Here is a 22,196-nt window from a genome sequence, read left to right on the forward strand (position 1 = left end):
CAAGATGGTTGACCGAGGACATCAGATTGTTCATCTGCAAGCGCGCCTTTGCAAGCCGGTTTACGTCCTCCGTGTCGGCTTCTCTGATGTCACAAAAGCTTTGTTCCACGGGCTCAACAATTATGACTTTTGCTGCGAGGGTGCAGGGATCGCAGGATGGACGAGCGGGTGTCATACCGGCGTTGCACAACTGTCTCTATGAAATGCGGCGGGGCTATCTAAACTGGCGTCAAACTCTCTGACCGCCGAAGATCTGCTTCATGACAACAGTGTCACGCCTGGGATTTTCTTGATCATGTCAATGTCTTCCGCATAGCCTTCGGAAATCTCGTCAACGGTTTCCTGTGACCATTGCGGCAAATCGATTTCTTCTTCGACCACTTCCTCAGAGTGGAAGTAATGCAGGAAGAGTGAACGGACCTGGGCCCGCTGCATATCCGAAAGCTCGGGGCGCTGCGCCAGATAGCTTTCCAGTCGCTTGAAACCAATCTCGGACATGGCTCTGCGAATGATGTCAAGTTCTCCCTTGAACCGGAATGAAGACCCAAGACCCGACACTTTGCCCAACACATTTGGCCAGATAACTGGCGTATCCTCATTGCACCAGACCACAACCTCGCAATCAGGGTTGTGAGTTCGAATGTCCGAGATGACATCTGACCAACGCAGGGAAAGCAGGTTTGAACCAGACAGGAAAGCATCCCAGGATTTCTGGGATTGTGCCTCAAAAACCGCCGGGATCAATGTGGCCGGGTTTCGCAACGCCAGAAAAAACACGCATTTGTTGTCTGGAAACAGGCTTTTCAATTCGGCGGTGTTTCTACCGGCGTTCTTATAAAAGCGGCCACCATTCAGCATCCATGCGGGGACGCCTAAATAACTTGAATTCGCCAAAATGAGGCGTGATACCGGTCGTTCCTTAACGATGCTGGCAAGCAAATTATCCCGGTCCTCGTCAGAGATTGAGCCCTCTGCCTGTTTTCCAAGAAGTTGGGCCACGGCCTTGTTGTAGGTGCCCGGGCGCCGGATCATGACACCTTGCTCCAACAGGGCTTGAGCGTCTTTTCGCAAAGACCACGTCAGCTGGCCATCATCTGTGTGCGGCGCGCCTATATATAGTGCGATTTCGATATCGCGTAAGTTGGCGCTGGTCGGTTTCCTGGCCATTCCCGTACTCTGTCAATGACATGAATGCGCCCGCGATATGTATGAACCCCGCGCGATCGCCTCATGCTGCCTCAATTCGTGCCAGCATTTTTTGGAAGTAAGGATCATCCCGCTGGCGTAACACATATTGGCAGGTAATTTTGGCAAGATTGGGGTGGCCGCGATCTAAAGCAAGATTTGCCAGTTCACGTTGAAAGCGCGGAAACGTATGGCGCTTGCGCAAAAGACGGTGAAACTGCGGGCGCGTCAGTTCGCCAGAGATGGTGTCGGTGGAAATGCGTGGCAGAATGCCCATCTGCGACAGAGAGGAGCCCAAACGGTGTCCCAGTAAAGGGCACCGCCAGAAGGTGACATTGTCTGCCGTAAAACGGCGGGCGTGGGACGCGTCGGCGGTGACATAGGGGTCGAACATGATATGGACGTCCCGGGCGCTTTGGCTGGAGAGAGCTGCATCCCCGAAATCGCCCGAGAAATCTCTGCCCCAGGCCTTCTGGTATCGCATTTCCCAAGGGACGAGGGACTTGTCAAGCGTGGACTGCGGGCTGATCGCAAATACGGTCGCGCCGGGGGCTGCCGCCGCAAAAGCGGCGGCAGCATAGCCGCCCATCGAGGCACCATAAAACACGACCCGTGCGAAGTCTGAGAAAAACCCGCTCTCTCGGAGTTCCAGAAATTTTTGGATCACTTCCTCGTCGCGAAACCACGTCCAGCCATTGGCCATGACCCCCAGCATCGACCAGCCATTGGCTTCGATGAAATCATACCCCCAGGGTCGTCGCTCTTCGCGTTTGGTCATCGCGATATCGAGATTGTCAAAAGTGACGACCAGCGTATCGCCGCGCGGCACATAAAGAAACGAATGCTCGCCCAGGTCAGAATAAAAACCGCCCGGACCGGCGAGGCCTTTTGCCAACCGCGACCAGGTCTCGGCGGGGCGTTCCATTTGCTGCGGTTCAACCGACAGAATGGCCAATCCGTTGCGATCCGCATCCGGTGAAAGAAGCGTATTGCAGCTGCCATAGGTGTTGAGAAACGGGTAGCTGCCGGAGCCTTTACGAATTTCAACGATAACACGGCTCAACGGATGCAGCGCCGCATCAAGGACGGGTTTGAGATTGCGAATTCGGCTTCTGGCGCCGAACCCATCCAAAGAGGCTAGAACATCGTATTGTTTGAGAGCTGCGGGCTCTTGGACAATCCGAACAGCGGTCATTTCCACGCCCGCTTTTTGAAGTGTCTCCAGGTACTCTTCAAGGTGATCGACGGGCGCATGTGAAAACGCACCACGGTCGTTCAGGCAGATGACATCGATCGTGCTGCCGTAACGCTGATGCAGTGCAATGACCAGTTCAACAGATCGCGCATTGATGTCTGCAACATGTCCGACGTCATCGAGATCCAGCGCCGCAAGGACCGATTTGATATCCAGGAGGTTACCCGGCATGCTGCTTCAGCTGCCATCGCGGAATGCGGCGGAACAGGACAGAGCCGCCACTGCTAACCTGTTGATCATAGGCAAATCCATTGTCCGACAGAGCGTCGAAACATTGCTTGATCCCGATCCGTTTGATTTTCCGGGTATGAACTTCCAGATAAACCTTGTCGATTCCCGTGAGATCAACCGGTGAAAAGAGATCTCGCTCACCGCCCTCGATATCGACAATCAGCGTATTGGCCTGGAAATCCTGAATCAGCCTGGACAGGTGAATGCCCGGCACGTCGATAGATTTTTGATAAGGGCTGTCGCCATCCATCGAGGAAGACCAGAATTGCTCACGCACGAAGAAGGGGACTGGTCCTGCCTGTTCGGCGTCGTTGAGTGCGATGCAGTTGCGGACCTGCGCTGTTGAGAGCCCGTTCAATTTGTGCACATCCGAGATGAAATCGCAAAGCGCGGGATCGGCCTCGACACACAGGATGTTCTGGACACCGAGATTAACCGACAGGAAGGAGGAGATGAAACCAATACCGGCGCCCAACTCGATAACCCGGTCGTCGCTCTTTATGAACTTTGGCGTGCCGGACACCTCATCAAGTTCATATCGGTTCTTTCGAATGGAGCGTTCAATCTTCGGTGTGATAACGCCCTGGTCGAGTGGAATTTTGACCCCGTGGGTCTCTAGGATTTCGGTCAAGGGGTCTGTCCAGTGCGGGTAATGACGGTGGAATATTTGCTGTGTTTTGCCAAAACCTCAACCGCGCCAAAGGATTTCATGGCACCTATGCCTCCCGACCCCTTGCGGATGTCCAGAACGATCGCGCCGCCCTCGCTGATTTGGTCGCTGAACAGGGTTTCATAGGTTTTTACAGGATAGTGAAATCCACAAGATGCAAGGCTCAGTACCAGATCGAATTCACCCAGGTTATCCGTATCTTCTTTCTTGGGGTTTACCGTGGTGATCTTTTGGTCAGGAACACCGTTCGCTTGCAGAAAGGCACGCGCTGTCGCGAGATCGGCATATCCAGCTGCCTTACTGCGTAGCCCGAACCGGCGTCCTTCACCTTCCTCGATATCGATGAGAACCAGATCACAACCGAACGTGCGGTACAGTACCAGCCCCGCAAAGGCATAGCCGCAGCCGATATCGGCGATACGGTGAGGCAGCCGTTCATCAAGGGATGGCATGAAAAGATTACATTCGCGTGCGGCAATACCCACGGCGTCACGCAGTATACGTTCCCGATCAGCCTGTGCCTGTTCGAGCAGGGGGGCGTCATCCCCTTCAAGCCAGCGGATTATCGTCTGGTTCGAATTTGCAAGTTCAGATCGTTGCAGCAGAATGTTCGCAACATCGTGGGTGCCGAACATGGAAAAATCCAGGGCGCTCGGATCGATCGGCACGGTAGCGGTCTTGCTCTGTGGGGCGGGTGCAAAGAGATGCTGCGTCTTTACAGGATCAATCTCATGTTTTTGCAGCAACTCATGTACCAGACAGCCCGGGGTTGGGACACCTCCGTATTTTGCCGCTACGTTGCGAAATCGGCGGCCCCAAAAATGGATTGATAATGTATCCGCTTTCAAAAAGCTGCGCGCCTTGTTCAGGCGATTTGGGATCAGCACCGTACCCGCCTGTTTGAATGGAACGGGGTAGATGACGTGACCGGGTTGTGAATGTTTGACCTCTCCGGTCTCCCGTAGGAACCAGGTCAGCGCGTCTGGTCCCCAGACCCCCCAAGGCAACAAAGAGACATGTACGCCCTGTCCCTTGTTCTTTCGATCCTGTAGGTCCGCCTGCTTTTCGGGGCTGTACCAGGGGGGGATCGGGAATTCATCATCAGTGAACCGCAACATCGCTGCCAAGGTTTGGGAGGATTTGGGCAACCTTAGAACACCATTGTTCACAATGGGTTTGTCATCAGAAATCCAGCCATGAAAATGATTTCCTTCGACAACCCACGGCTGGCAACAGAATGCATCGGTGTCGGCCCAGATGAAATCCGTCTTTTGCATCATGTGCAGCCGAAAGACATCTGCGTGGTATGCGGGGCTGCCGGTTTTTTTGTGACGCAGGATGCGATCTGCGGGCAAAATCTCATTTGCATCCGCAATCCTGGTGCCATCGGGGACACCCTCGACGTCATCATAGGTGAACAGCACCACGTCATGGTCATGATCCAGAAAGGATTTCAGGCAAAGCTGTTCCAGCCAGCTTAGCTCTTTCCCGACCCAGAGTGTTCCGATCGTTGGAAGTGACATGGCCGCTCGCTCTCAGACCCAATATACAACAGCTATTCAGCTGAATTTTTTTGTTTTACTTTGCTGGCAGACCCAGACTCTGTCAATGCGGGCTCTCGGTTCTCCTCCGTTGCATCCACATTGTTTCAGTGAGTGGTTTTGCCTTTTTCGACGCTGAACCAGAAGTCGTCACCGGGATTTTTCTGTGCAATTTCATCCGGAATGACACCGGGACCGTTCAGAAACACATTCGCACCGAAATGCGCGTGCATGCGCGACAGATGCTTCAACTTGGTTCCCGTAAGCTCCTGAAAAAGAGATAGGAATTCTGGCTGTTCCTTCAACTCTTCAATTTTCTCTCGGTGTTTGTTGACGGAATGCGCATGAGCGGCGGCAATCTCGGGATCCTTCAGAAGCTTTGACATTTCCGCTTTCAGCGCAGGGATCATGCGCTGGATGGAACGCTCTTCTTCGGCGTTGTTGTTCATTCTGAACCAGTAAGAAAGCCCCTGATCGCGATCAACATGATTTACGCGGCCCCGATCCCGCTTCACCAGAAAACTCTCTGCGCTGCGCACCGCGTAATGGTTGAGTTGAACCAGATCATAGCCAAAAGTGTCCATAGATGACCGCCAGCCGTTGCGAAACATGTCTCGCGGCATGGGGATGCCGGAGCCGTTGACCCAGCTGATTTCTTCCCAAAGTTGAGGCTTTAGGCCCTTAGGTCTGTGCACGCCCAGTTTCTTAAATATTCCATCGTTGCGAAACAGCGTCTTGAAACCCCATGCTTGGTGCGGCTTGCGGGTGAGCTCATGGGCGCACCGGACAAATTCACCGATGATTGGCGTGTCGGCATATTCGCAGATGTCGCTGTTGCCAAATAGTCGCCAGGTCATTGAAATCATGTTGGCATCGCCAATCGCATCGAAGAGATCAGGCAACCGACCAGCGCCGCATTTGATGTTGATGAATTCATCCACGTCCATGCACACAACCCAGTCGGCGCTGCGGATAACCGGTTCATCATCCGCAGCTCGAAGGGCTGCGTGCTGCGGTTTCAGATCCGTCGTCTTGAAGGGGTTTTCCCGATGCTGCACGATGCCTTTTGTTTCGAGCAATTGCAGCAGAGTGTCGGTGCCGTCTGTACAATCGTTTGTGTAGACCAGAAAATCATCCACTCCGATCATCCGGTGATAGGCCAGCCATTCGATGATGAAGGGACCTTCATTTTTCATGGTCGTGACGATGGCAGTCTTTGGTGCTTTGTTTTTCCGGTCGGTGGGCTGCTCTTCGGGAATACGTACCGGATTTGCCTTGAAATAGTTCTGAACCAGGTTGATCAGTTCAGGGGATTCGATCAGGCTGGTTTTTGGGACAATTTTTGAAATTGACACCGAGGGATGGCGCAATGCCATGCACCGGTAAAAGCGCCCGCGCACCTTGGTGTCTGGTTCGACACCAACCACCCTAATCAGACGCCAGATGCAATCACCGCGCGCTTTGTTCGGTGCAAGGCACCAGCGTCGCCGAATTTCGGTCGTGTCAAATTGTGTACAGATGTGATCCGCAAACGTGGGTTGCGCCCCCTTCCGTACCCGCCAGGGATATGCCTGGACGCCTTCAAGGGGGATACAGCCGCTCGGCGCTTCAACGGCGCGGTCAAAAACAGATTTTCCACCTTCCCGAGCCAGAAGGTCGAAAAGGTCGATGTTCGCAACGGAGCGCGCGCGCGACAAAAAACGCGCCCTGATGATCTCGTAAATCAGGTATTCGCCGAGAGGCGCACGCCACGGGTCTTCCGGGGGGATTTCCATCCGATCTTTACCGGGTGCCCCGGGGGCGTTGAACGGGTGTGCTTCCGCAGGCAGGCCCGCTTTGCCCAAGGGAACGCTGCAATGAAGAATGACAAGTCGCTTCAGACCGGCAATTTTTCGAGCTTTTTTGTTTAAACTCCGAACAAACCCCCGGTTATCTTTCGATGGGTTTTGGTCGAGAATAACGGCCCCGTCCATGCCATGTTGTGAAACATGATAGCGGAGCCAATCGGCCGCGGCCTCGACGGTTTCCCCATTCCGGACCGCAACCACAACGTTCAGATCGGCAAATAGTGCTCCTTCATCCTGGTGAAGCGTGATGTCGTGGTTTTGGCCACGGACCTCAAGTGTCGTGGTTTCTTGCAGCGGGTCGATCTCGATGTCGAGAACCGGTGCGCCACCGTAGTTGCGCAATATCCAGTTCTTGTCTGTTGATGAGGGCGAAATCCCTTCAGGCACCGTGCCGGTTTCAAAGAGAATCCGCGCATAGCGCTGGTCTCCTCTGGCGATCTTTACGGCCTCAAGTATCTTTGCCCCCTCGATTTCGACGGCGTTCAGTTCCCGTTCGAGAACCCTGTCATTGTTTTCTTCAGTGGTGCGTCTCGACATTCAAAATGTTCACAACTGTTGATTTCAGGGCCTGTTTTCGAAGGTTGGCAGCTTGTTTGCCGCTTTGCTAGACCACTTTCCGGAGTCCCCTGAAGATTTTTGTCGATCATTGGCCTGAGGACGCAGGTGCGCCGCACCTCGGGCCTCGATCACTGGTGTCAGTCGGATGAATGGCAGGATTGGAAAGCTGAATGTTAAGGGCTCTGTAAGACCTGACTTGTAAGCAATGAGCATCCAAGACGGCACGCATTAGCCGCTGCTCCCGTAGGTGCCGTCCATTTACACATAAGAGGACTCTTCGATGTCGCTTCTGAGCCGCTCCGGAAATCTGCCAAACGCTATCAACAGCCTGTTCGCTAAATGTGTTCTTATGGTGGTGGTCTGCGTGATTTCAGTGGTAGCGTCGGTTTCCTTCATAGAAAGTCGCATGACAAAGGAGCTGACCAGCAATACGCTTGGTGTTCGTGCTGGCGAAGTCACTGGGTTGATGGCCATGCAACTGGGCGGAGCCATCAAGTTTGGCAATGCTGTCGCGGTGGAAAGCCTCGTTAGCGGCGTGCTGGATGCCGCACAGCCCGACGCGGTAGGAGGTCTGGTTGTTCGGTACAACGGTGCTGTGCTCTATAGTCGGGAATCCGCGGAATTTTCAGTTGAGAGGGCTCAGGCGCTGGCCCAAACCGCCCTTGAAACAGCGGAGGCAACCCTTTCTGAAGATGGGTTGATGACAGCGTATCCGGTTGTGTTTGGTGATGCCAACGAGATCGCGGGTGTGGTTGTCACGGGATGGACCAAAACGCACCAACTGGCGCATTTGGCTGAAATGGAAAAGAAGGCTTTGGGTGCGGGCTTTGTCGTAATGCTGGTGGCGGTTGCGCTGTCAGCCTACTTCCTGCGCAGCCAGATTTCGCAACCGCTTGTGCGCATCAAAGGCTCGATGGGGGCCATCGCGGACGCACAATATGATACGGAAGTTCCCTTCACCGGTCGCGGCGATGAGGTTGGTCAGATGGCGCGGAGCTTGGACATGTTTCGGGAAACGCTGTCGCTTGCCAAAGAGGCCGAGCGTGAAAGTGCGTTTAAAAGTGCTGCATTTGTCGGATCTGCCGCGCCCATGATGATGGTGGATGAAACGCTCTCCATTCTGTTTATCAATCCGGCTTGCCAAACATTGTGCGACACATTGTCGGAAGATCTCAAGAAGGGTTGGCCGGATTTGGAAAACGGCAATGTTCTTGGGGCCAATATTTCCAATTTTGATGAATTGCAGGTTTTGGCCAACAGAATAAAGAGCGAGGGCTTCGATATTCTTCCGGTTTCCCACATTGCCAAAATTGGCGGTGCGCTTGTCGAAATCAATATCAACGCGGCACTGAATGAAACGGGCGCGACAATCGGGGCCGTCATAGAATGGGCGGATCAGTCGGAGGCGGCTCGCAATGCAGCGGTGTTGAAAACCATTGATGAAAATCAGTTGCGCATTGAATTCGATGCGGATGGCAAATTGGTTGGTGCCAATGGGAACGTCGAAGCCATTCTGGGACTTCAGACGGGTGAGTATTCGACAATCAATTTGCGTGATCTCTTCATGGGTGCTGCGGATGGTTCCCAAAATGCCTCCGATCTTTGTTCGGAAGTATTGAGTGGCGCACCCGTTTTTGGTCGATTTGATGTAAAAGACGCTTCTGGAGAAAGCGATTTGGTTTTGGAAGGTAGCTTCTCCGCTGTTATGACTCCGGGTGGCCAGGTGGAAAGTGCAATATTCCTCGGCACGGATGTGACGAAAATCGCAGAATCCGAGGAAATGGCGGAAGCGGAAAAAGCGCGTGTGGCGGAGGAGCAGCAAAGTGTTGTGAGTGCGCTTGGAATTGGTCTGCAAAGTTTGTCGGAAGGGGATTTGACAAGCGAGATTACGTCAGTATTTCCAGAAGACTACGAAAAACTCCGCGCAGATTTCAATGCCGCAGTTGCTGCATTGAAAGAGGCGGTGGCCGCAGTCATGCAGAATTCGGATGCCATCCGAAATGAGACCAGTGAAATTACTTCGGCAGCGGACGATCTGTCCAGACGGACAGAAAAACAGGCTGCAACTCTTGAAGAAACCGCAGCAGCACTGGATGAATTGACAAGCTCCGTCAGATCCGCAGCTGAAGGCGCGGACGAAGCATCCTCAATGTCAGCAGATGCACAGTCGAATGCTGAGAAAGGCGGCGAGGTCGCAAGACAAGCTGTCGATGCAATGGACGAGATCAAAACCTCGTCCCAGGAGATTTCGAAGATTACGACGGTTATCGACGATATCGCATTCCAGACCAACCTTTTGGCATTGAACGCTGGTGTCGAAGCAGCGCGTGCCGGGGAGGCCGGGCGCGGCTTTGCGGTCGTGGCCACGGAAGTGCGTGCTTTGGCACAGCGATCATCTGATGCGGCGCGAGAGATCAATGAACTCATTTCAAGTTCGGGAGATCAGGTTGAGAAGGGTGTTGATTTGGTTGACAAAACAGGCGCAGCCTTAGCTTCGATCGTGACATCGGTCTCAGAAATTTCTAAGCGGGTTTCTAACATTGCTGCGTCCGCGCGCGAGCAATCAGCGGGTTTGAACGAAATCAACACCGCAGTAAATGAATTGGACCATGTCACCCAGCAAAACGCGGCAATGTTTGAAGAAACAACAGCGGCAAGTCATGCGCTGACCTCTGAAGCCGATGCGCTGGCAGCGGCAGTCGCCCGGTTCCGTTTGGACCTCTCACAGGTGGTTAGTGCCGCCCCCTCTTCCCCTGAGCGCGGAGAAGTAGAAACCCCCGAAAAAACAAGTAGGCCAGAGGGCTTGGTCGTCGGGAACGTTGCCTTGAAGGCTGACGAAAATATCGACTTGGATACCGGTTGGGAGGAATTTTAAAAGCGCTTGCAGAAGTTCGCGGCGCTAAGGATTCCTCGTTCCCGAAAACTTATGCTGCCAGTCTTCGCGTTGCTCATCAGTGATTTTTGCAAACAGAACTTCCGGGGTTTGGAATGAATGGCCACTCGAAAGGCGCTGCAAAAACTCTGCGATATCCTCCGGCCAAGAAGTCTTTTCGACATTGAGGCTGGCGAGAACACGGTCTGTGGTGTCTGGAAGATAAGGCTCAGATAGCACTGCATAGAGATGGGCCAAATTCAAACCCAATCTGGTTTGCATTGCGGCGCGTTCCGGATTTGTCTTGAAGGTGGTCCAAGGAGCGACAGTCTGAAGATATTCGTTTCCACATGCCCAAATCGCTCTAAGTTCCTGAGCGGATTTTCGCACTTCCATTTTTTCCATGTGCCGGGCGTATCGGTCGACACGCTCGGAAAGATCGTCAATCAGATTTATCTCTATCTCCCCATAGGACCCGCCCTGAGGCACTTCTTCGCCGAATTTGGAACGGCAGAATTTTGTGATCCTGCTGACAAAATTGCCAAGAACATCGGCGAGATCTTTATTGACGGAGGATTGAAAAATTTCCCAAGTGAATTCTGAATCGCTACTTTCTGGGGCATGGCTGAGCAACCACCAACGCCAGTAATCAGCCGGAAGCAATTCAAGAGCCTGATCCATGAATACACCGCGGCCCTGCGATGTTGAAAACTGACCCCCATCATAGTTCAGATAGTTGAAGGATTTGAGGTGGTCGACCATCTTCCAATTCTCACCAGATCCAATCAAGGTCGCCGGAAAGCTCAATGTATGAAAAGGAACGTTATCTTTACCCATAAATTGTGTGTAGCGGACATCTTCAGCACCTTTGTCGGTTCTCCACCAGCGCTGCCATTCGGCGTCTGTCAACCCATTTGCTTCAGCCCATTCGCTGGCGCAAGCGATGTATTCGATGGGAGCATCAAACCACACATAGAACACCTTGCCTTCCATGCCTGGCCAAGGTTGGGTTCCTCTTTGCACTGGAATACCCCAATCCAGATCACGAGTGATACCGCGGTCTCGCAGCCCGTCGCCATCATGCAGCCACTTTTTGGCAATTGAAGTCGTAAGGATTGGCCATTCCGTCTTGGAATCGATCCAAGCGTCCAATTCGTCCTTCAACTCCGATTGTCGCAAATAAAGATGTTTTGTTTCCCGCACTTCCAGATCTGTAGATCCCGAAACCGCAGATCGTGCATCAATCAGGTCGGTTGGATCAAGCTGCTTCGTGCAGTTTTCGCACTGGTCGCCGCGTGCTTTATCATATCCACAATTCGGGCAAGTGCCTTCTATGTAGCGATCTGGTAAAAAACGGCCGTCCGCGATCGAGTAAACCTGTTTTTCGCTGACCTCACCGATCAACCCGGCATCGGCGAGCCGTCCTGCGAAATGCTGTGTCAGAGCATGGTTTTGTGGGCTGGAGGATCGCCCAAAATGGTCAAATGACAGGCGAAAGCCTTCGGCGATTCTGGCCTGAACTGCATGCATTTCAGCGCAATACTCTGCGACAGGTTTACCGGCTTTGGCCGCGGCGAGTTCAGCGGGCGTTCCGTGCTCGTCAGTTGCACACAAAAAGAGCACTTCGTGCCCGCGCGCGCGCAGGTAGCGTGCAAAGAGATCGGCCGGCAATTGGCTTCCGATCAAATTTCCCAAATGTTTGATGCCGTTGATATAGGGAATGGCTGAAGTGATGAGATGGCGTGCCATGGCAAAGCCTTTTTGATCGCGGAATTTGATCCCCTGTACCTCAGGTTTGCGCCAAGGGCCAGTTTTCATAGCGCAGCAAAGGGTAATATTAATCTTGTGAATTCGCCCGGCTACGCCGCATGAGCCGCCCGATGGTAAAGGAGGTCCGTGGTGCGTAGGTGTAGCGTGTGCGATCTGCGGGCGACGGACGTACCCGCATGCGTGTCAGACCGAATGCGACGAGCAGGACATGCGCTCCAGCAATCATGATGAAGAGTGCCTTGGGCCCAAAAGCATCGATCAGGTACGAGGCGAAGTAGGGTGCTGCAATCGCGCCCAATGCGAAATAGAACATCAACGCGGCGGAAAGCTCCACCCGTTCTGCGTCGCTTGCAAAATCATGTGCGTGGGATGCGGCCACTGAATAGATCGGGAATGTGGTCAAGCCAAAGAGGCCAGCAGTTAACATAACGCCCGTTGTGCCCAGACCAGAGGCGAAAATTGTAATGGTCGAACTGGCAATGGCGGCAATCGAGAGCCAAATCAGCACCCAGCGACGGTCGAATTTATCGGCCAGCCAGCCCACGGGGTACTGCGCCAAGGCACCGCCCAAAACGAAGGAGGCCATGAAATACGCGATCTGATCTATGCTAAGGCCAACCTCCTGACCATAAACCGGCCCGACCATTCGAAAAGAAGCGGAGGACAGGGCCGCGGCAAGTACGCCAGCAGCCGCCAGCGGCGAGCGATCATAGGCAAGACGCGGGCGCAATCGCGGTGACGCCGGTGTTTCAGGTTGCCGCACGGTGGTCAGCGTCAGCGGCAAAAGAGCAGCACAACAGACAATCGCAAGCAAATTGTAGGATACGTAGCTGGCCGGTTCGAGAACCCCGATAATCAGTTGGGCGGCCATGGAACCGGTCATGTCGACAACGCGGTAAACCCCCATCGTGCGCCCACGCGTCTGATTTGTGACCTTTGCCTGTAGCCAGGCCTCGATGACGGTATAGCATCCCGCGACACAGATCCCCGATGCGACGCGCATGAGAGCCCAAGCGTAGGGGTCGATAATGAGCATGTGGCTCATCAGTCCGATCGCGCCGGCGGCCGTAAATGCTGCAAAAGCGCGGGAATGCCCGACACTGCCCATCAGGCGCGGCGCCCACCAACACCCGATGAAAAAACCAAGGAAATGAGCGGACCCCAGCAGGCCGATTTCTTTTTTCGAAAATTCCAGTTTGAGACCGGACAAGGCATCCAGTGGGCCAACGCCACCTGACGACAGCTGCAAAAGCAGGACCGAGAGAAACAGGGCGGCAAAGGAGATAAGTAAACGCATGACACGCCCAACCTAGCGAGTTGTCTGGGCTATCCTGTCAGTTATTCGACATCAGATGGGTCGTTTTCAGCCCCGGGCTCGAATTTCTGCACGGATATCGAGATTAACCGGGTCATCGACAAGCTTTGGGTATCCGACAGCCCCGAATGCCCGACGGCTTAGCGTTCCGTTCAGTTGTATGTTCAGGATGGACAGATCATTCGCTGCGGACCCGGCAGGACGCGTCAACGTCGCCGCCAATTGCAAAGGCCGCGTGATGCCCCTCAGGGTCAAGCGGCCGTCAATTCTGGCACCTTCGGAAATACGACCTGATTGGCCCAATATGATCTTGGTGGATTCGTATTGCACCAAGGGATAGGTTTCGGCGTCAAGCACGGATGCGCTGAGGAGTGCCTGAGTGACGAAGAGCATACCGGTCTTTGCAAAGCGAATATCCGAGGTAACATTGGCGCTGGAGGCTGCAAGGTTACCGGGGTCGACACGGATGTCGGCACTTTGCACGGGCACAGTTCCGGTTTGTTGTGTCCCGCTTACATTGAAAATGAACGCGACACGAGACCGGCCGGGCACAAGATCGTATCGCCGTGGTGCGGCAAACCCCGAGGTTGCCCACGCCGCCAAACCTGAAGCAACAAGCAGACGGCGGGAAATCAATAACGACATGGCGAGGGGGCTCCTATGAGTTCCCCTTAGATATGATTTTGCGGTTGGTTACCAATATGTTCACGCGGTCTTGATCTGCATTCGGGAATTTGGGCGCGGCACATTGCCAGTTTTGCTCCATTTCCTGCAGGGTAAAGCTGCCCCTATTTGGGGCATCTGTTTTGCGTATCTGGCGCGTTCGCCCGATTTTCAAACCTGCTTGCAGCGCGCTGGCGACAGGCTAGAGTTGCGCCAGATACAAAAGGAAATTCCCGCAATGAAGATGAATCGATTGGGCCGCACCAATATCGAGGTTTCTGAGCTGTGTCTGGGGTCGATGACCTGGGGCACTCAGAACACAGCCGAAGAGGGGCACGCCCAAATCGACAGGGCACTGGATGCGGGTATCAATTTTATCGACACAGCCGAGATGTATCCCGTCAATCCGGTCAGTGCGGAGACTGTCGGGCGCACGGAGAGGATCATTGGGCTTTGGTTTGAACGCGACATGCGCCGGGATGAGGTTGTTCTGGCGACCAAACATTCCGGCGAGGGTCTTGCAATCGTTCGCGATGGCGCGCCGATTTCGTCACAGACAATACCCGAGGCGGTAGAGGGGTCATTGCGCAGGCTGAAAACCGACTACATTGATTTGTACCAGTTCCATTGGCCCAACCGGGGCAGCTACATGTTTCGCAAGAACTGGACATATGACCCCTCGGGTCAACTCATGCTTGATACCAAGCAGCACATGGATGATGCGCTGGGCGCACTTCAGGATGAGGTTTCGAGGGGTACAATCCGCTCCTTCGGCCTGAGCAACGAAAGCGCCTGGGGCACAACGAAATGGCTTGAGGCGTCAGAACGGACCGGCGGGCCACGGGTTGCGTCGGTTCAAAACGAATACTCCTTGCTGTGCCGTCTTTATGATACCGACATGGCCGAAATGAGCGTCCAGGAGGAAGTGTCTCTTTTGGCATTTTCGCCTTTGGCTGCGGGGTTGCTGACGGGCAAGTATCAAGAGGGCGCAGTCCCGCCCAAATCGCGCATGACGCTGAACGATGATCTTGGGGGGCGTAAAACGGACCGGGCTTTCGATGCTGTTTCCGCCTATCTGGAAATTGCGGCGCGTCATGATCTCGATCCTATCCAGATGGCTTTGGCGTGGTGCAAGAGCCGTCCTTTCATGGGCTCGGTCATTTTCGGCGCAACGACAATGGATCAGCTGGAGGTAAGTCTGGGTGCCGCTGATCTGTCTCTGGGGGATGAAGTCACTGCCGAGATTGACGCAGCACATCGGGCGCACCCAATGCCCTATTGAAGCTGCTTCCGTCTCGCGGATGCCGACTTGCCAAATCGCCGCGCGTAGGCGTGGGCGAAGCTTGATTGCGACGCGAAGCCGCTTCTCAGGGCCACTTCCTGAAGGGCTGTTGTGGTTTGGGTCACCAGTCTGTCCGCCTCGGTCAAACGCAGGTCAAGATAGTGTTTTTGCGGTGTTGTGCGGAGCTGGCTCCGGAACTGAAGTTGCAGGGCGCGCGCACTTACACCCAATCGCCGTGTGATTTCTTCGATGCTGACGGGGTCTTCGAGATGGGATTGCATGATCTCGTCAGCGCGTGCTGTCAAAGGGGAATGTCGCTTGCGCAGGGGATTGCGCATCTGCGGGCGGACTGATGATGCGTTTGCATCGTAAATAAAACTACCAGCGACCCGGTCGGCGAGTGCCGCGTCAAAGAGTGTCGAAATCAGATGTAACATCATGTCTATGGCAGGGGCCGCGCCCCCACTGGTCAACCGGTTCCCGCTGACGACAAAACGGGCATCCGACACCGCCACATTCGGGAAAGTTCGGGCGAAGGCGTCGAGGTCCTCCCAATGCGTCGTGGCCATGTGATTATCCAGCAACCCGGCGCGCGCCATGATCCACGGGCCCCCATCAATTCCAGCGACCAGCTTTGACGTTTTTGCCAAGCGTCGTAATCCGGCGAGCAGCGCGGGGGTGGCCTGTCGTTCAAGATCAAACCCCGCCACGACAAGAAGCACGTCGCAATGATCGACAAGATGCAGGGGGCTAGCCGACACGGCAAGACCGCTGGTCAAAACCACATCTGACGTATTGGGTGTTGCAAACCGCCATTGAAAAAGCTTGGCGCCCGCCTGGCGATTTGCGGCCCGCATGGGATCAACGGCGGCGGCAAAGGACAATGTGTTGGTTTCATCCAGAACCAAAACAGTGGCATGAAGGTTATTTGCGAATTTCATCAATAGTTTTTCGCATTAGAACAAGTGTGGTGGCGCCTTTTGCGCCACTTTTTGAGTCAATACAAGGGAGACAGTCATGCCACTGAATATGAACAATGAGGTATTTATCACCTGTGCGGTCACCGGTTCAGGTAGCACGCAGGATCGCAGTTCACATGTGCCCCGGTCCCCGAAACAAATTGCTGATAGCGCGATTGCTGCCGCCAAGGCGGGAGCTGCGATTGTCCACTGCCATGTCCGAGACCCTGAAACCGGGGCGCCCAGCCGCAAACTGACTTATTACCGCGAAGTGACGGATCGGATTCGCGACGCTGACGTCGACGTTGTCCTGAACCTGACTGCAGGTATGGGGGGAGACATGATTTTTGGGGATGTCGAGAACCCCCTCCCGCTCAAAACTGATGGCACGGATATGATCGGTGCGAGTGCGCGGGTGGCACATGTGGCCGAGTGTTTGCCGGAGATTTGCACGCTCGATTGCGGAACCATGAATTTCGCTGAAGCTGATTATGTCATGACGAATACGCCGGGTATGTTGTCTGCGATGGGCCGCATGATGACGGAGCTGGGGGTCAAACCGGAAATAGAAGCCTTTGACACGGGTCATTTGTGGTATGCAAAACAACTGGTTGAAGATGGGGTGCTGGAGGCGCCGGCGCTTGTGCAGCTATGTATGGGGGTCCCTTGGGGGGCACCCAATGATCTCAATACCTTCATGGCGATGGTCAACAACGTGCCGCCGGATTGGACCTTTTCGGCCTTTTCGCTGGGGCGCAATCAGATGGCCTATGTGGCCGCAGCCGTTTTGGCCGGGGGAAACGTCCGCGTGGGTCTCGAAGATAATCTCTGGCTGGAAAAAGGCGTTCTTGCCGAGAATTGGCAACTGGTTGAGCGTGCGCACTCCCTGATCGAAAATATGGGTGCAAGGGTTATTGGTCCAACCGAGGTGCGCGCAAGGCTGAACCTGATCAAACAGGCACCCGCCGCATGATGAACATTTTCCGGGAGAAAGGCCGCTCTGCGTTGCGAAGACGTGCTGTCGGGCCATGCTTGGCGCTTTGCCTGACCGTTTCGATTGCCGCCTGTGTCCCCTTTGGCGCATCGGGGCCTACGAGCTATCGTGACGTAGATGCTCCAATCGGTGCAACGACGCGGTTCAACGCAGCGGATTTTGCTGGTGAGTGGGTGTTGGTCGCCAGCTTTGCGCCGCGGCGCGAAGGCGCCGTTGCCTTTACCCATGATCCAGCGCGTCAAACCCTGACGTTGACCAGCGACGTGATCGCAGATCGGGCCGGTATCTATTTTGTGAGCGACCCGGGTGTGCTGCGCGACCCGGCCAGATCTGAAAACACGCTGGTGGTCATGTGGGTTGATGAAGCTTTCCGCACAGCGGCCATTGGTACGGTGGCCGGAGATTTTGGCGCGGTTCTGAACAGAGGTAGTGACACGCCGGGCGACAGGGCTGCGGCGGCCCGCGACGTATTGGCATTTTATGGCTGGGATATCAGTCAGCTGAGAAGGACTTTACCATGACCCAGACGGCTGCGATCATTGGCGGTGGCGTAATCGGCGGTGGCTGGGCAGCGCGCTTTCTGCTGAACGGTTGGGACGTGCGCGTTTTTGATCCCGACCCGGAGGCACAGCGCAAGATTGGCGAAGTACTGGCCAATGCGCGGCGTTCGCTCCCGGGCCTTCTGGATGTTGCCCTGCCGCCCGAAGGCACCTTGTCGTTTCATGAAACGATCGCCGATGCTGTGAAGGGCGCGACGTGGATACAGGAAAGTGTCCCGGAGAGGCTGGATGTCAAGCATGCGGCCTTCGCGGAGATTCAGGCTTCTTGCGCCGCAGCGGCCGTGATCGGATCTTCGACATCTGGTTTCAAACCGTCCGAGTTGCAGCAGAATGCGAGAGAGCCGGGGCAAATCATGGTTTGCCATCCGTTCAACCCGGTCTACCTGTTGCCGCTGGTCGAAGTGGTCACGACAGCGCAATCAGATGCCGGGATCGTGAACATCGCAAAGGGTATCCTCGTCGATCTGGGCATGCATCCTTTGCACCTGAAGAAAGAGATAGACGCCCATGTCGCTGACAGGTTTCTGGAAGCTGTGTGGCGTGAAGCTTTGTGGCTCGTCAAAGACGGCATCGCCACCACCGAAGAGATCGATGATGCGATCCGGTATGGGTTTGGTATCCGCTGGGCGCAGATGGGTCTCTTTGAGACCTACCGTGTGGCCGGCGGCGAAGCGGGAATGAAGCATTTCATGGCGCAATTCGGACCGGCGTTGAAATGGCCCTGGACCAAGTTGATGGATGTTCCAGAGTTCACAGATGAGCTCGTGGATTTGATCGCGGGCCAGTCTGATGCGCAATCCGGCCACCATTCAATCCGGGAGCTGGAGCGCATCCGTGACAACAACCTTGTTGCGATGATGCGTGCGTTGAAAGCACAGAACTGGGGGGCCGGGGCGCTTCTGGACGCTCAGGAAAAGAGCATCCGTGCCCGTTCGGTATTGGGCCAGAGTGCGGTGGAGGTCTCTGATCCATCAGCGCCTGTGTTGACGATACATCGCGCGGTGCCGCTCGACTGGACAGACTACAACGGTCACATGAACGAAGCCAAATACCTGCAGGCATTTGGCGATGCGACGGATCGGTTCATGGAACTGATCGGATGCGACGCCGAATACATCGCATCTGGCGGCAGTTATTTTACGGCCGAGACCCATATCAGGCATCTGGATGAAGTGCATGCCGGGGCGATCATTGATGTGCGCACCCGCGTGCTGAGTGGCGGCGGCAAGAAGATGCACCTCTGGCATGAGATGTATGAAGGGGACCGGCTGCTGGCGACCGGTGAGCATTTCCTGCTCCACGTCAGTCTGGAGACGCGCCGCCCCTCGGATGCCAGTCCGGAAATTGATCAGGCCTTGCGTCGGTTTGCTGAGGCTCAGGCAACGCTGCCCATGCCGGAGGGTGTCGGGCGGTCGGTAGGCGCGCGACCATGAAACGGGTTCTGGTCACCGCCGGCGCGTCTGGCATCGGCAGGGCGATGGGCGAGAGCTTCGCGCAAGCGGGTTACGAGGTCTGGGTTACGGATGTGGACAGCGCGGCGCTGTCATCCTGCCCCGAAGACTGGCACCGAGTGCAGGCGGATGTGACGGATGAAACGGCGGTGCAGGAAGTTGTATCGCGGATGGCAAAGATTGATGTTCTGTGTGCCAACGCGGGCATAGCCGGTCCAACTGCCCGGATCGAGCACATTGCGCTTGAGGACTGGCGCGCCTGCATGTCCGTCAATGTCGAGGGAGCCTTTCTGGCCGCGAAACATGCGGCACCGCGCATGAAGGCGCAAGGGTCTGGCGCAATCATCCTGACCTCATCAACCGCGGGGCTCTATGGATATCCCAACCGCGCGCCCTATTCGGCTGCCAAATGGGCGGTGATTGGATTGATGAAAACGCTGGCGATGGAGTTGGGACCACACGGTATTCGTGCCAATGCCATCTGTCCCGGCGCCGTCGAAGGGCCACGCATGGAGGGCGTTCTCGAACGGGAAGCAACTGCCAAGGGCATGACACGCGATCAGGTCTATGCGGGTTATGCCAAGGGCACTTCGATGCAGAAATTTGTGCAAGCGCGTGATATCGCGAACATGGCGGTTTTCTTGGCCTCGGACGCAGCGCAACTGGTTTCAGGGCAGGTCATTGCGGTTGACGGCCACACGGAAAATCCAGACCCCAAACTGTGAACCAGTTGCCACTGGCGGGCAGCGCTGATCTGGTCCATGAGAAGCCATGAGTTTTTTATCTCCGGATCTGTGGGTTATCGTGACCTTTGCGGCCGCGGTTTTCCAAACCCTGCGCTTCATTCTGCAAAAAGTGCTGGCGACGGCGACGCTTTCGCCCACCGGTGCCACATTCGCGCGGTTTTTGTATTCAGCACCGCTGATTGCGATCCTGACGGCTGTTTATCTGCGGCTGACCGACCATGCCCTGCCATCAATGGGCCCAGCTTTCTGGGCTTATGCGATGTCTGGCGGGCTGGCGCAGGTCGTGGCAACCATATGCGTGGTGACCCTCTTCAAATCACGTAACTTCGTGGTGGGTGTCACGTTGATGAAAACCGAAGTCATCCTATCCGTTGTGATCGGCCTGATCCTTCTCGGCGAAGGGGTGCACGGGTTGGCGTTCGGTGCGATTTCCCTAGGGCTGATCGGTGTACTTTTGCTGTCAACGCCACCGGGCGTCACCGGTTGGGGGTGGGCCTCGATGTGGAACAGCAGCGTAGGTCTGGGGCTCTCTTCGGGCGTTCTTTTTGCCGTTTCAGCGGTTTGTTATCGGGGCGCGTCACTGGAAATCGAAGCGTTCGACCCCATCGTACGAGCCAGTGTCACCCTGTCTGCGGTCACCGGTGCCCAAATGTTGGGCATGGCGCTCTGGTTGATGCAACGAGACCCGGGGCAGATCAACGCGGTCTGGCGCGCGCGCCGTGTCGCGAGCTGGATCGGATTGATGTCAATGGGGGGCTCAATGGGCTGGTTTATTGCCTTCACCTTGCAAACTGCCGCCTACGTCAAGGCCGTTGGCCAGGTTGAACTGATCCTGAGTTTGTTGGCATCGGTTCTGCTGTTCAAAGAAAGACCGAGCAAGCGAGAACTGGCAGGTATGGCCGTATTATGCGTATCGATCCTGACGCTGATTCTGGTGGTCTGATCCCGGGCGGCGTTAAATGCGATGTCTCAAGAGGGTCCGGGCACGCCGCGCAGACGCAAGAAGAGGCTCTCTTCGTCATCGTTTTTGAAGAAAGGTACGCTTTCCGGTGGCGCAGATCTTGTCACCCGGGCTTCGATCTCGGAGAGGACCACTTCGGTGATGAAGGGCATATCAAAGCCCCTGACGTCTTGCAGGGGCACCCATTGCAGGTGAGAAAGCTCGTCAGATGCGGCTGAAAAATCATCCAGATCACCTGAGATGGCATCGGCATCAACCAGAAAAAACCGGGCATCAAAACGCCGCGGCCTTCCTGGAGGGGTCAACGCCCGGAAAACAAACTGCAGGGTCGTTGCTGAGGGTACGTGGCCGGTTCGGGCGTAATCCTGCCATTCTGATGGAACAGGTCCCGACCAGGGGCCTTTATGCCCGAGCACAAGGCCTGTCTCCTCCCACAGTTCGCGAATGGCGGCGATACACAAGGCGTGCGCCATCCCGGCATCGGCGTCTTCGGTCAGCCGTTGGTTGCACAGGTCCGGAAGAGAGCCCTCAAGCGGAATGTGCCGGTCTTCCGGGTCGACCGCACCGCCCGGGAAAACAAACTTGTTCGGCATAAAGGCGGCTTTGGCACCGCGTTGACCCATGAGTATACGCGGTTTGCTGTGTCGGTCGCGCAGGGCTATGATCGTTGCCGCGTCCCGAATGGCCGTTTTGTCTTCACTGGAGTTTGCTGGCATGTTCCAACCTGTTCTGGCGGGGACGCCGGATCAGTCTGGCTTGCCAAAGCCACCCATACCGCGCGCCCATTGGTAGCCGACAATGGCTCCCTTCAACCTGGGCAGAAGGTAGAGCGATAAGCCGACGCAGCCAACCGCAAAAATGGTGAAGAGTGTAAGCGGTTCGGGGCGCCATTTCACGAAAGCGAAATGCAGCAGCGGCGCCATCAGATGCCCGACCAGAAAGATCGTCAGGTAAGCGGGCCCGTCGTCAGCGCGGTGATGAAAGAGCTCCTCGCGGCAAACCGAGCAAGTATCATTGACCTTCAGATAGGATTTCAAAAGAGGGCCGCTTCCGCAGTTTGGGCACTTGCGACGCCAGCCCCGCAGAATGGAACGTTTGGTGTCACGTTCCTCTGTCTCGGTGACGCTGGGCGCTGGGGCGTGGGTCAGCCCGGAAGGCACTTGGGCGGTATCTGTCATTGCTCACATCCTTTGGAGTGGCTTCTACATGCGCCTTTAGGATGGCAATTAAAAGGTGCTGTCCTGTCGCTGCGGCGGGATGTCGCGAAAATGGAAAATAAATTCGACGGAAATTGCTGCGCTGCACGTTCAAGGAATGTCCGGACCCAAAAAACGGG

Annotated in this window: 18 protein-coding genes; 7 read left to right on the forward strand and 11 right to left on the reverse strand. The window is 55.4% G+C overall.

The window, feature by feature from the left end; translation table 11 throughout:
- Nucleotides 1-258 precede the first annotated feature (258 nt).
- From Q0802_RS19175 to Q0802_RS19195, 5 genes are all read right to left on the reverse strand, one after another.
- Nucleotides 259-1,167, reverse strand: a complete 909-nt coding sequence (locus Q0802_RS19175) for a hypothetical protein (protein WP_298921293.1) — start codon at nucleotides 1,165-1,167, stop codon at nucleotides 259-261.
- Nucleotides 1,168-1,228: 61 nt separating this feature from the next.
- Nucleotides 1,229-2,611, reverse strand: a complete 1,383-nt coding sequence (locus tag Q0802_RS19180; RefSeq protein ID WP_298921294.1) for a hypothetical protein — start codon at nucleotides 2,609-2,611, stop codon at nucleotides 1,229-1,231.
- Complete coding sequence (locus Q0802_RS19185) at nucleotides 2,601-3,302, reverse strand: FkbM family methyltransferase (protein WP_298921296.1); 702 nt, start codon at nucleotides 3,300-3,302, stop codon at nucleotides 2,601-2,603. The genes Q0802_RS19180 and Q0802_RS19185 overlap by 11 nt, the downstream gene beginning before the upstream one ends.
- Nucleotides 3,299-4,864, reverse strand: a complete 1,566-nt coding sequence (locus Q0802_RS19190; protein ID WP_298921298.1) for a class I SAM-dependent methyltransferase — start codon at nucleotides 4,862-4,864, stop codon at nucleotides 3,299-3,301. The genes Q0802_RS19185 and Q0802_RS19190 overlap by 4 nt, the downstream gene beginning before the upstream one ends.
- Before the next feature lie 125 nt (nucleotides 4,865-4,989).
- Entirely contained in the window at nucleotides 4,990-7,266 is a 2,277-nt protein-coding gene (locus tag Q0802_RS19195; protein WP_298921300.1) for a glycosyltransferase family 2 protein, read from the reverse strand.
- A 301-nt stretch (nucleotides 7,267-7,567) separates the two neighbouring features.
- On the opposite strand from Q0802_RS19195, the gene Q0802_RS19200 reads away from it, so the two are divergent.
- Complete coding sequence (locus tag Q0802_RS19200) at nucleotides 7,568-10,162, forward strand: HAMP domain-containing methyl-accepting chemotaxis protein (protein WP_298921302.1); 2,595 nt, start codon at nucleotides 7,568-7,570, stop codon at nucleotides 10,160-10,162.
- A 24-nt stretch (nucleotides 10,163-10,186) separates the two neighbouring features.
- Here the strand turns inward: Q0802_RS19200 and metG are convergent, their stop codons facing one another.
- From metG to Q0802_RS19215, 3 genes are all read right to left on the reverse strand, one after another.
- The gene (metG, locus tag Q0802_RS19205; protein ID WP_298921432.1) at nucleotides 10,187-11,908 is read right to left on the reverse strand and encodes a methionine--tRNA ligase; all 1,722 of its coding nucleotides are present in this window, start codon (nucleotides 11,906-11,908) and stop codon (nucleotides 10,187-10,189) included.
- Nucleotides 11,909-11,996: 88 nt separating this feature from the next.
- The gene (locus Q0802_RS19210; protein ID WP_298921304.1) at nucleotides 11,997-13,226 is read right to left on the reverse strand and encodes an MFS transporter; all 1,230 of its coding nucleotides are present in this window, start codon (nucleotides 13,224-13,226) and stop codon (nucleotides 11,997-11,999) included.
- A gap of 66 nt (nucleotides 13,227-13,292) precedes the next feature.
- On the reverse strand, nucleotides 13,293-13,889 hold the full coding sequence (locus Q0802_RS19215; RefSeq protein ID WP_298921307.1) for a YceI family protein: 597 nt from the start codon (nucleotides 13,887-13,889) through the stop codon (nucleotides 13,293-13,295).
- 256 nt (nucleotides 13,890-14,145) lie between these two features.
- Here Q0802_RS19215 and Q0802_RS19220 point away from each other — a divergent pair, with 256 nt between their 5' ends.
- Nucleotides 14,146-15,189, forward strand: coding sequence for an aldo/keto reductase (locus Q0802_RS19220; RefSeq protein WP_298921309.1), 1,044 nt, complete (start codon nucleotides 14,146-14,148; stop codon nucleotides 15,187-15,189).
- Here Q0802_RS19220 and Q0802_RS19225 read toward each other — a convergent pair.
- The gene (locus tag Q0802_RS19225; protein ID WP_298921311.1) at nucleotides 15,183-16,130 is read right to left on the reverse strand and encodes a helix-turn-helix domain-containing protein; all 948 of its coding nucleotides are present in this window, start codon (nucleotides 16,128-16,130) and stop codon (nucleotides 15,183-15,185) included. The genes Q0802_RS19220 and Q0802_RS19225 overlap by 7 nt on opposite strands.
- Before the next feature lie 76 nt (nucleotides 16,131-16,206).
- Here Q0802_RS19225 and Q0802_RS19230 point away from each other — a divergent pair, with 76 nt between their 5' ends.
- The 5 genes from Q0802_RS19230 to Q0802_RS19250 are packed head-to-tail and all read left to right on the forward strand — an operon-like array spanning nucleotide 16,207 to nucleotide 20,842.
- Complete coding sequence (locus Q0802_RS19230; RefSeq protein WP_298921313.1) at nucleotides 16,207-17,121, forward strand: 3-keto-5-aminohexanoate cleavage protein; 915 nt, start codon at nucleotides 16,207-16,209, stop codon at nucleotides 17,119-17,121.
- Entirely contained in the window at nucleotides 17,118-17,663 is a 546-nt protein-coding gene (locus Q0802_RS19235; protein ID WP_298921315.1) for a hypothetical protein, read from the forward strand. The genes Q0802_RS19230 and Q0802_RS19235 overlap by 4 nt, the downstream gene beginning before the upstream one ends.
- Nucleotides 17,660-19,135, forward strand: coding sequence for a carnitine 3-dehydrogenase (locus tag Q0802_RS19240; protein WP_298921317.1), 1,476 nt, complete (start codon nucleotides 17,660-17,662; stop codon nucleotides 19,133-19,135). Before Q0802_RS19235 ends, Q0802_RS19240 begins: the two co-directional genes overlap by 4 nt.
- Nucleotides 19,132-19,878, forward strand: coding sequence for an SDR family oxidoreductase (locus tag Q0802_RS19245; protein ID WP_298921318.1), 747 nt, complete (start codon nucleotides 19,132-19,134; stop codon nucleotides 19,876-19,878). The genes Q0802_RS19240 and Q0802_RS19245 overlap by 4 nt, the downstream gene beginning before the upstream one ends.
- Before the next feature lie 46 nt (nucleotides 19,879-19,924).
- Entirely contained in the window at nucleotides 19,925-20,842 is a 918-nt protein-coding gene (locus Q0802_RS19250; protein WP_298921320.1) for a DMT family transporter, read from the forward strand.
- A 26-nt stretch (nucleotides 20,843-20,868) separates the two neighbouring features.
- Here the strand turns inward: Q0802_RS19250 and Q0802_RS19255 are convergent, their stop codons facing one another.
- Nucleotides 20,869-21,576 (reverse strand): NUDIX hydrolase, encoded by a 708-nt coding sequence (locus tag Q0802_RS19255; protein ID WP_298921322.1) that lies wholly within the window; start codon nucleotides 21,574-21,576, stop codon nucleotides 20,869-20,871.
- A gap of 30 nt (nucleotides 21,577-21,606) precedes the next feature.
- Nucleotides 21,607-22,038 (reverse strand): DUF983 domain-containing protein, encoded by a 432-nt coding sequence (locus tag Q0802_RS19260; protein ID WP_298921324.1) that lies wholly within the window; start codon nucleotides 22,036-22,038, stop codon nucleotides 21,607-21,609.
- Between the last annotated feature and the right edge of the window lie 158 nt (nucleotides 22,039-22,196).

Source organism: uncultured Roseobacter sp., from assembly GCF_947495275.1.
Taxonomy (GTDB): Bacteria; Pseudomonadota; Alphaproteobacteria; order Rhodobacterales; family Rhodobacteraceae; genus Roseobacter.

Excerpts from the sequence above, each read along its gene's own strand:
- Q0802_RS19235 (WP_298921315.1), top strand. The coding sequence starts at position 17,118 with ATGATGAACATTTTCCGGGAGAAAGGCCGCTCTGCGTTGCGAAGACGT.
- Q0802_RS19240 (WP_298921317.1), top strand. The coding sequence starts at position 17,660 with ATGACCCAGACGGCTGCGATCATTGGCGGTGGCGTAATCGGCGGTGGC.
- Q0802_RS19195 (WP_298921300.1), bottom strand. The coding sequence starts at position 7,266 with ATGTCGAGACGCACCACTGAAGAAAACAATGACAGGGTTCTCGAACGG.
- Q0802_RS19255 (WP_298921322.1), bottom strand. The coding sequence starts at position 21,576 with ATGCCAGCAAACTCCAGTGAAGACAAAACGGCCATTCGGGACGCGGCA.
- Q0802_RS19215 (WP_298921307.1), bottom strand. The coding sequence starts at position 13,889 with ATGTCGTTATTGATTTCCCGCCGTCTGCTTGTTGCTTCAGGTTTGGCG.
- Q0802_RS19220 (WP_298921309.1), top strand. The coding sequence starts at position 14,146 with ATGAAGATGAATCGATTGGGCCGCACCAATATCGAGGTTTCTGAGCTG.
- Q0802_RS19175 (WP_298921293.1), bottom strand. The coding sequence starts at position 1,167 with ATGGCCAGGAAACCGACCAGCGCCAACTTACGCGATATCGAAATCGCA.
- Q0802_RS19225 (WP_298921311.1), bottom strand. The coding sequence starts at position 16,130 with ATGAAATTCGCAAATAACCTTCATGCCACTGTTTTGGTTCTGGATGAA.
- metG (WP_298921432.1), bottom strand. The coding sequence starts at position 11,908 with ATGGCACGCCATCTCATCACTTCAGCCATTCCCTATATCAACGGCATC.
- Q0802_RS19210 (WP_298921304.1), bottom strand. The coding sequence starts at position 13,226 with ATGCGTTTACTTATCTCCTTTGCCGCCCTGTTTCTCTCGGTCCTGCTT.
- Q0802_RS19190 (WP_298921298.1), bottom strand. The coding sequence starts at position 4,864 with ATGTCACTTCCAACGATCGGAACACTCTGGGTCGGGAAAGAGCTAAGC.
- Q0802_RS19250 (WP_298921320.1), top strand. The coding sequence starts at position 19,925 with ATGAGTTTTTTATCTCCGGATCTGTGGGTTATCGTGACCTTTGCGGCC.
- Q0802_RS19180 (WP_298921294.1), bottom strand. The coding sequence starts at position 2,611 with ATGCCGGGTAACCTCCTGGATATCAAATCGGTCCTTGCGGCGCTGGAT.
- Q0802_RS19245 (WP_298921318.1), top strand. The coding sequence starts at position 19,132 with ATGAAACGGGTTCTGGTCACCGCCGGCGCGTCTGGCATCGGCAGGGCG.
- Q0802_RS19260 (WP_298921324.1), bottom strand. The coding sequence starts at position 22,038 with ATGACAGATACCGCCCAAGTGCCTTCCGGGCTGACCCACGCCCCAGCG.
- Q0802_RS19230 (WP_298921313.1), top strand. The coding sequence starts at position 16,207 with ATGCCACTGAATATGAACAATGAGGTATTTATCACCTGTGCGGTCACC.
- Q0802_RS19200 (WP_298921302.1), top strand. The coding sequence starts at position 7,568 with ATGTCGCTTCTGAGCCGCTCCGGAAATCTGCCAAACGCTATCAACAGC.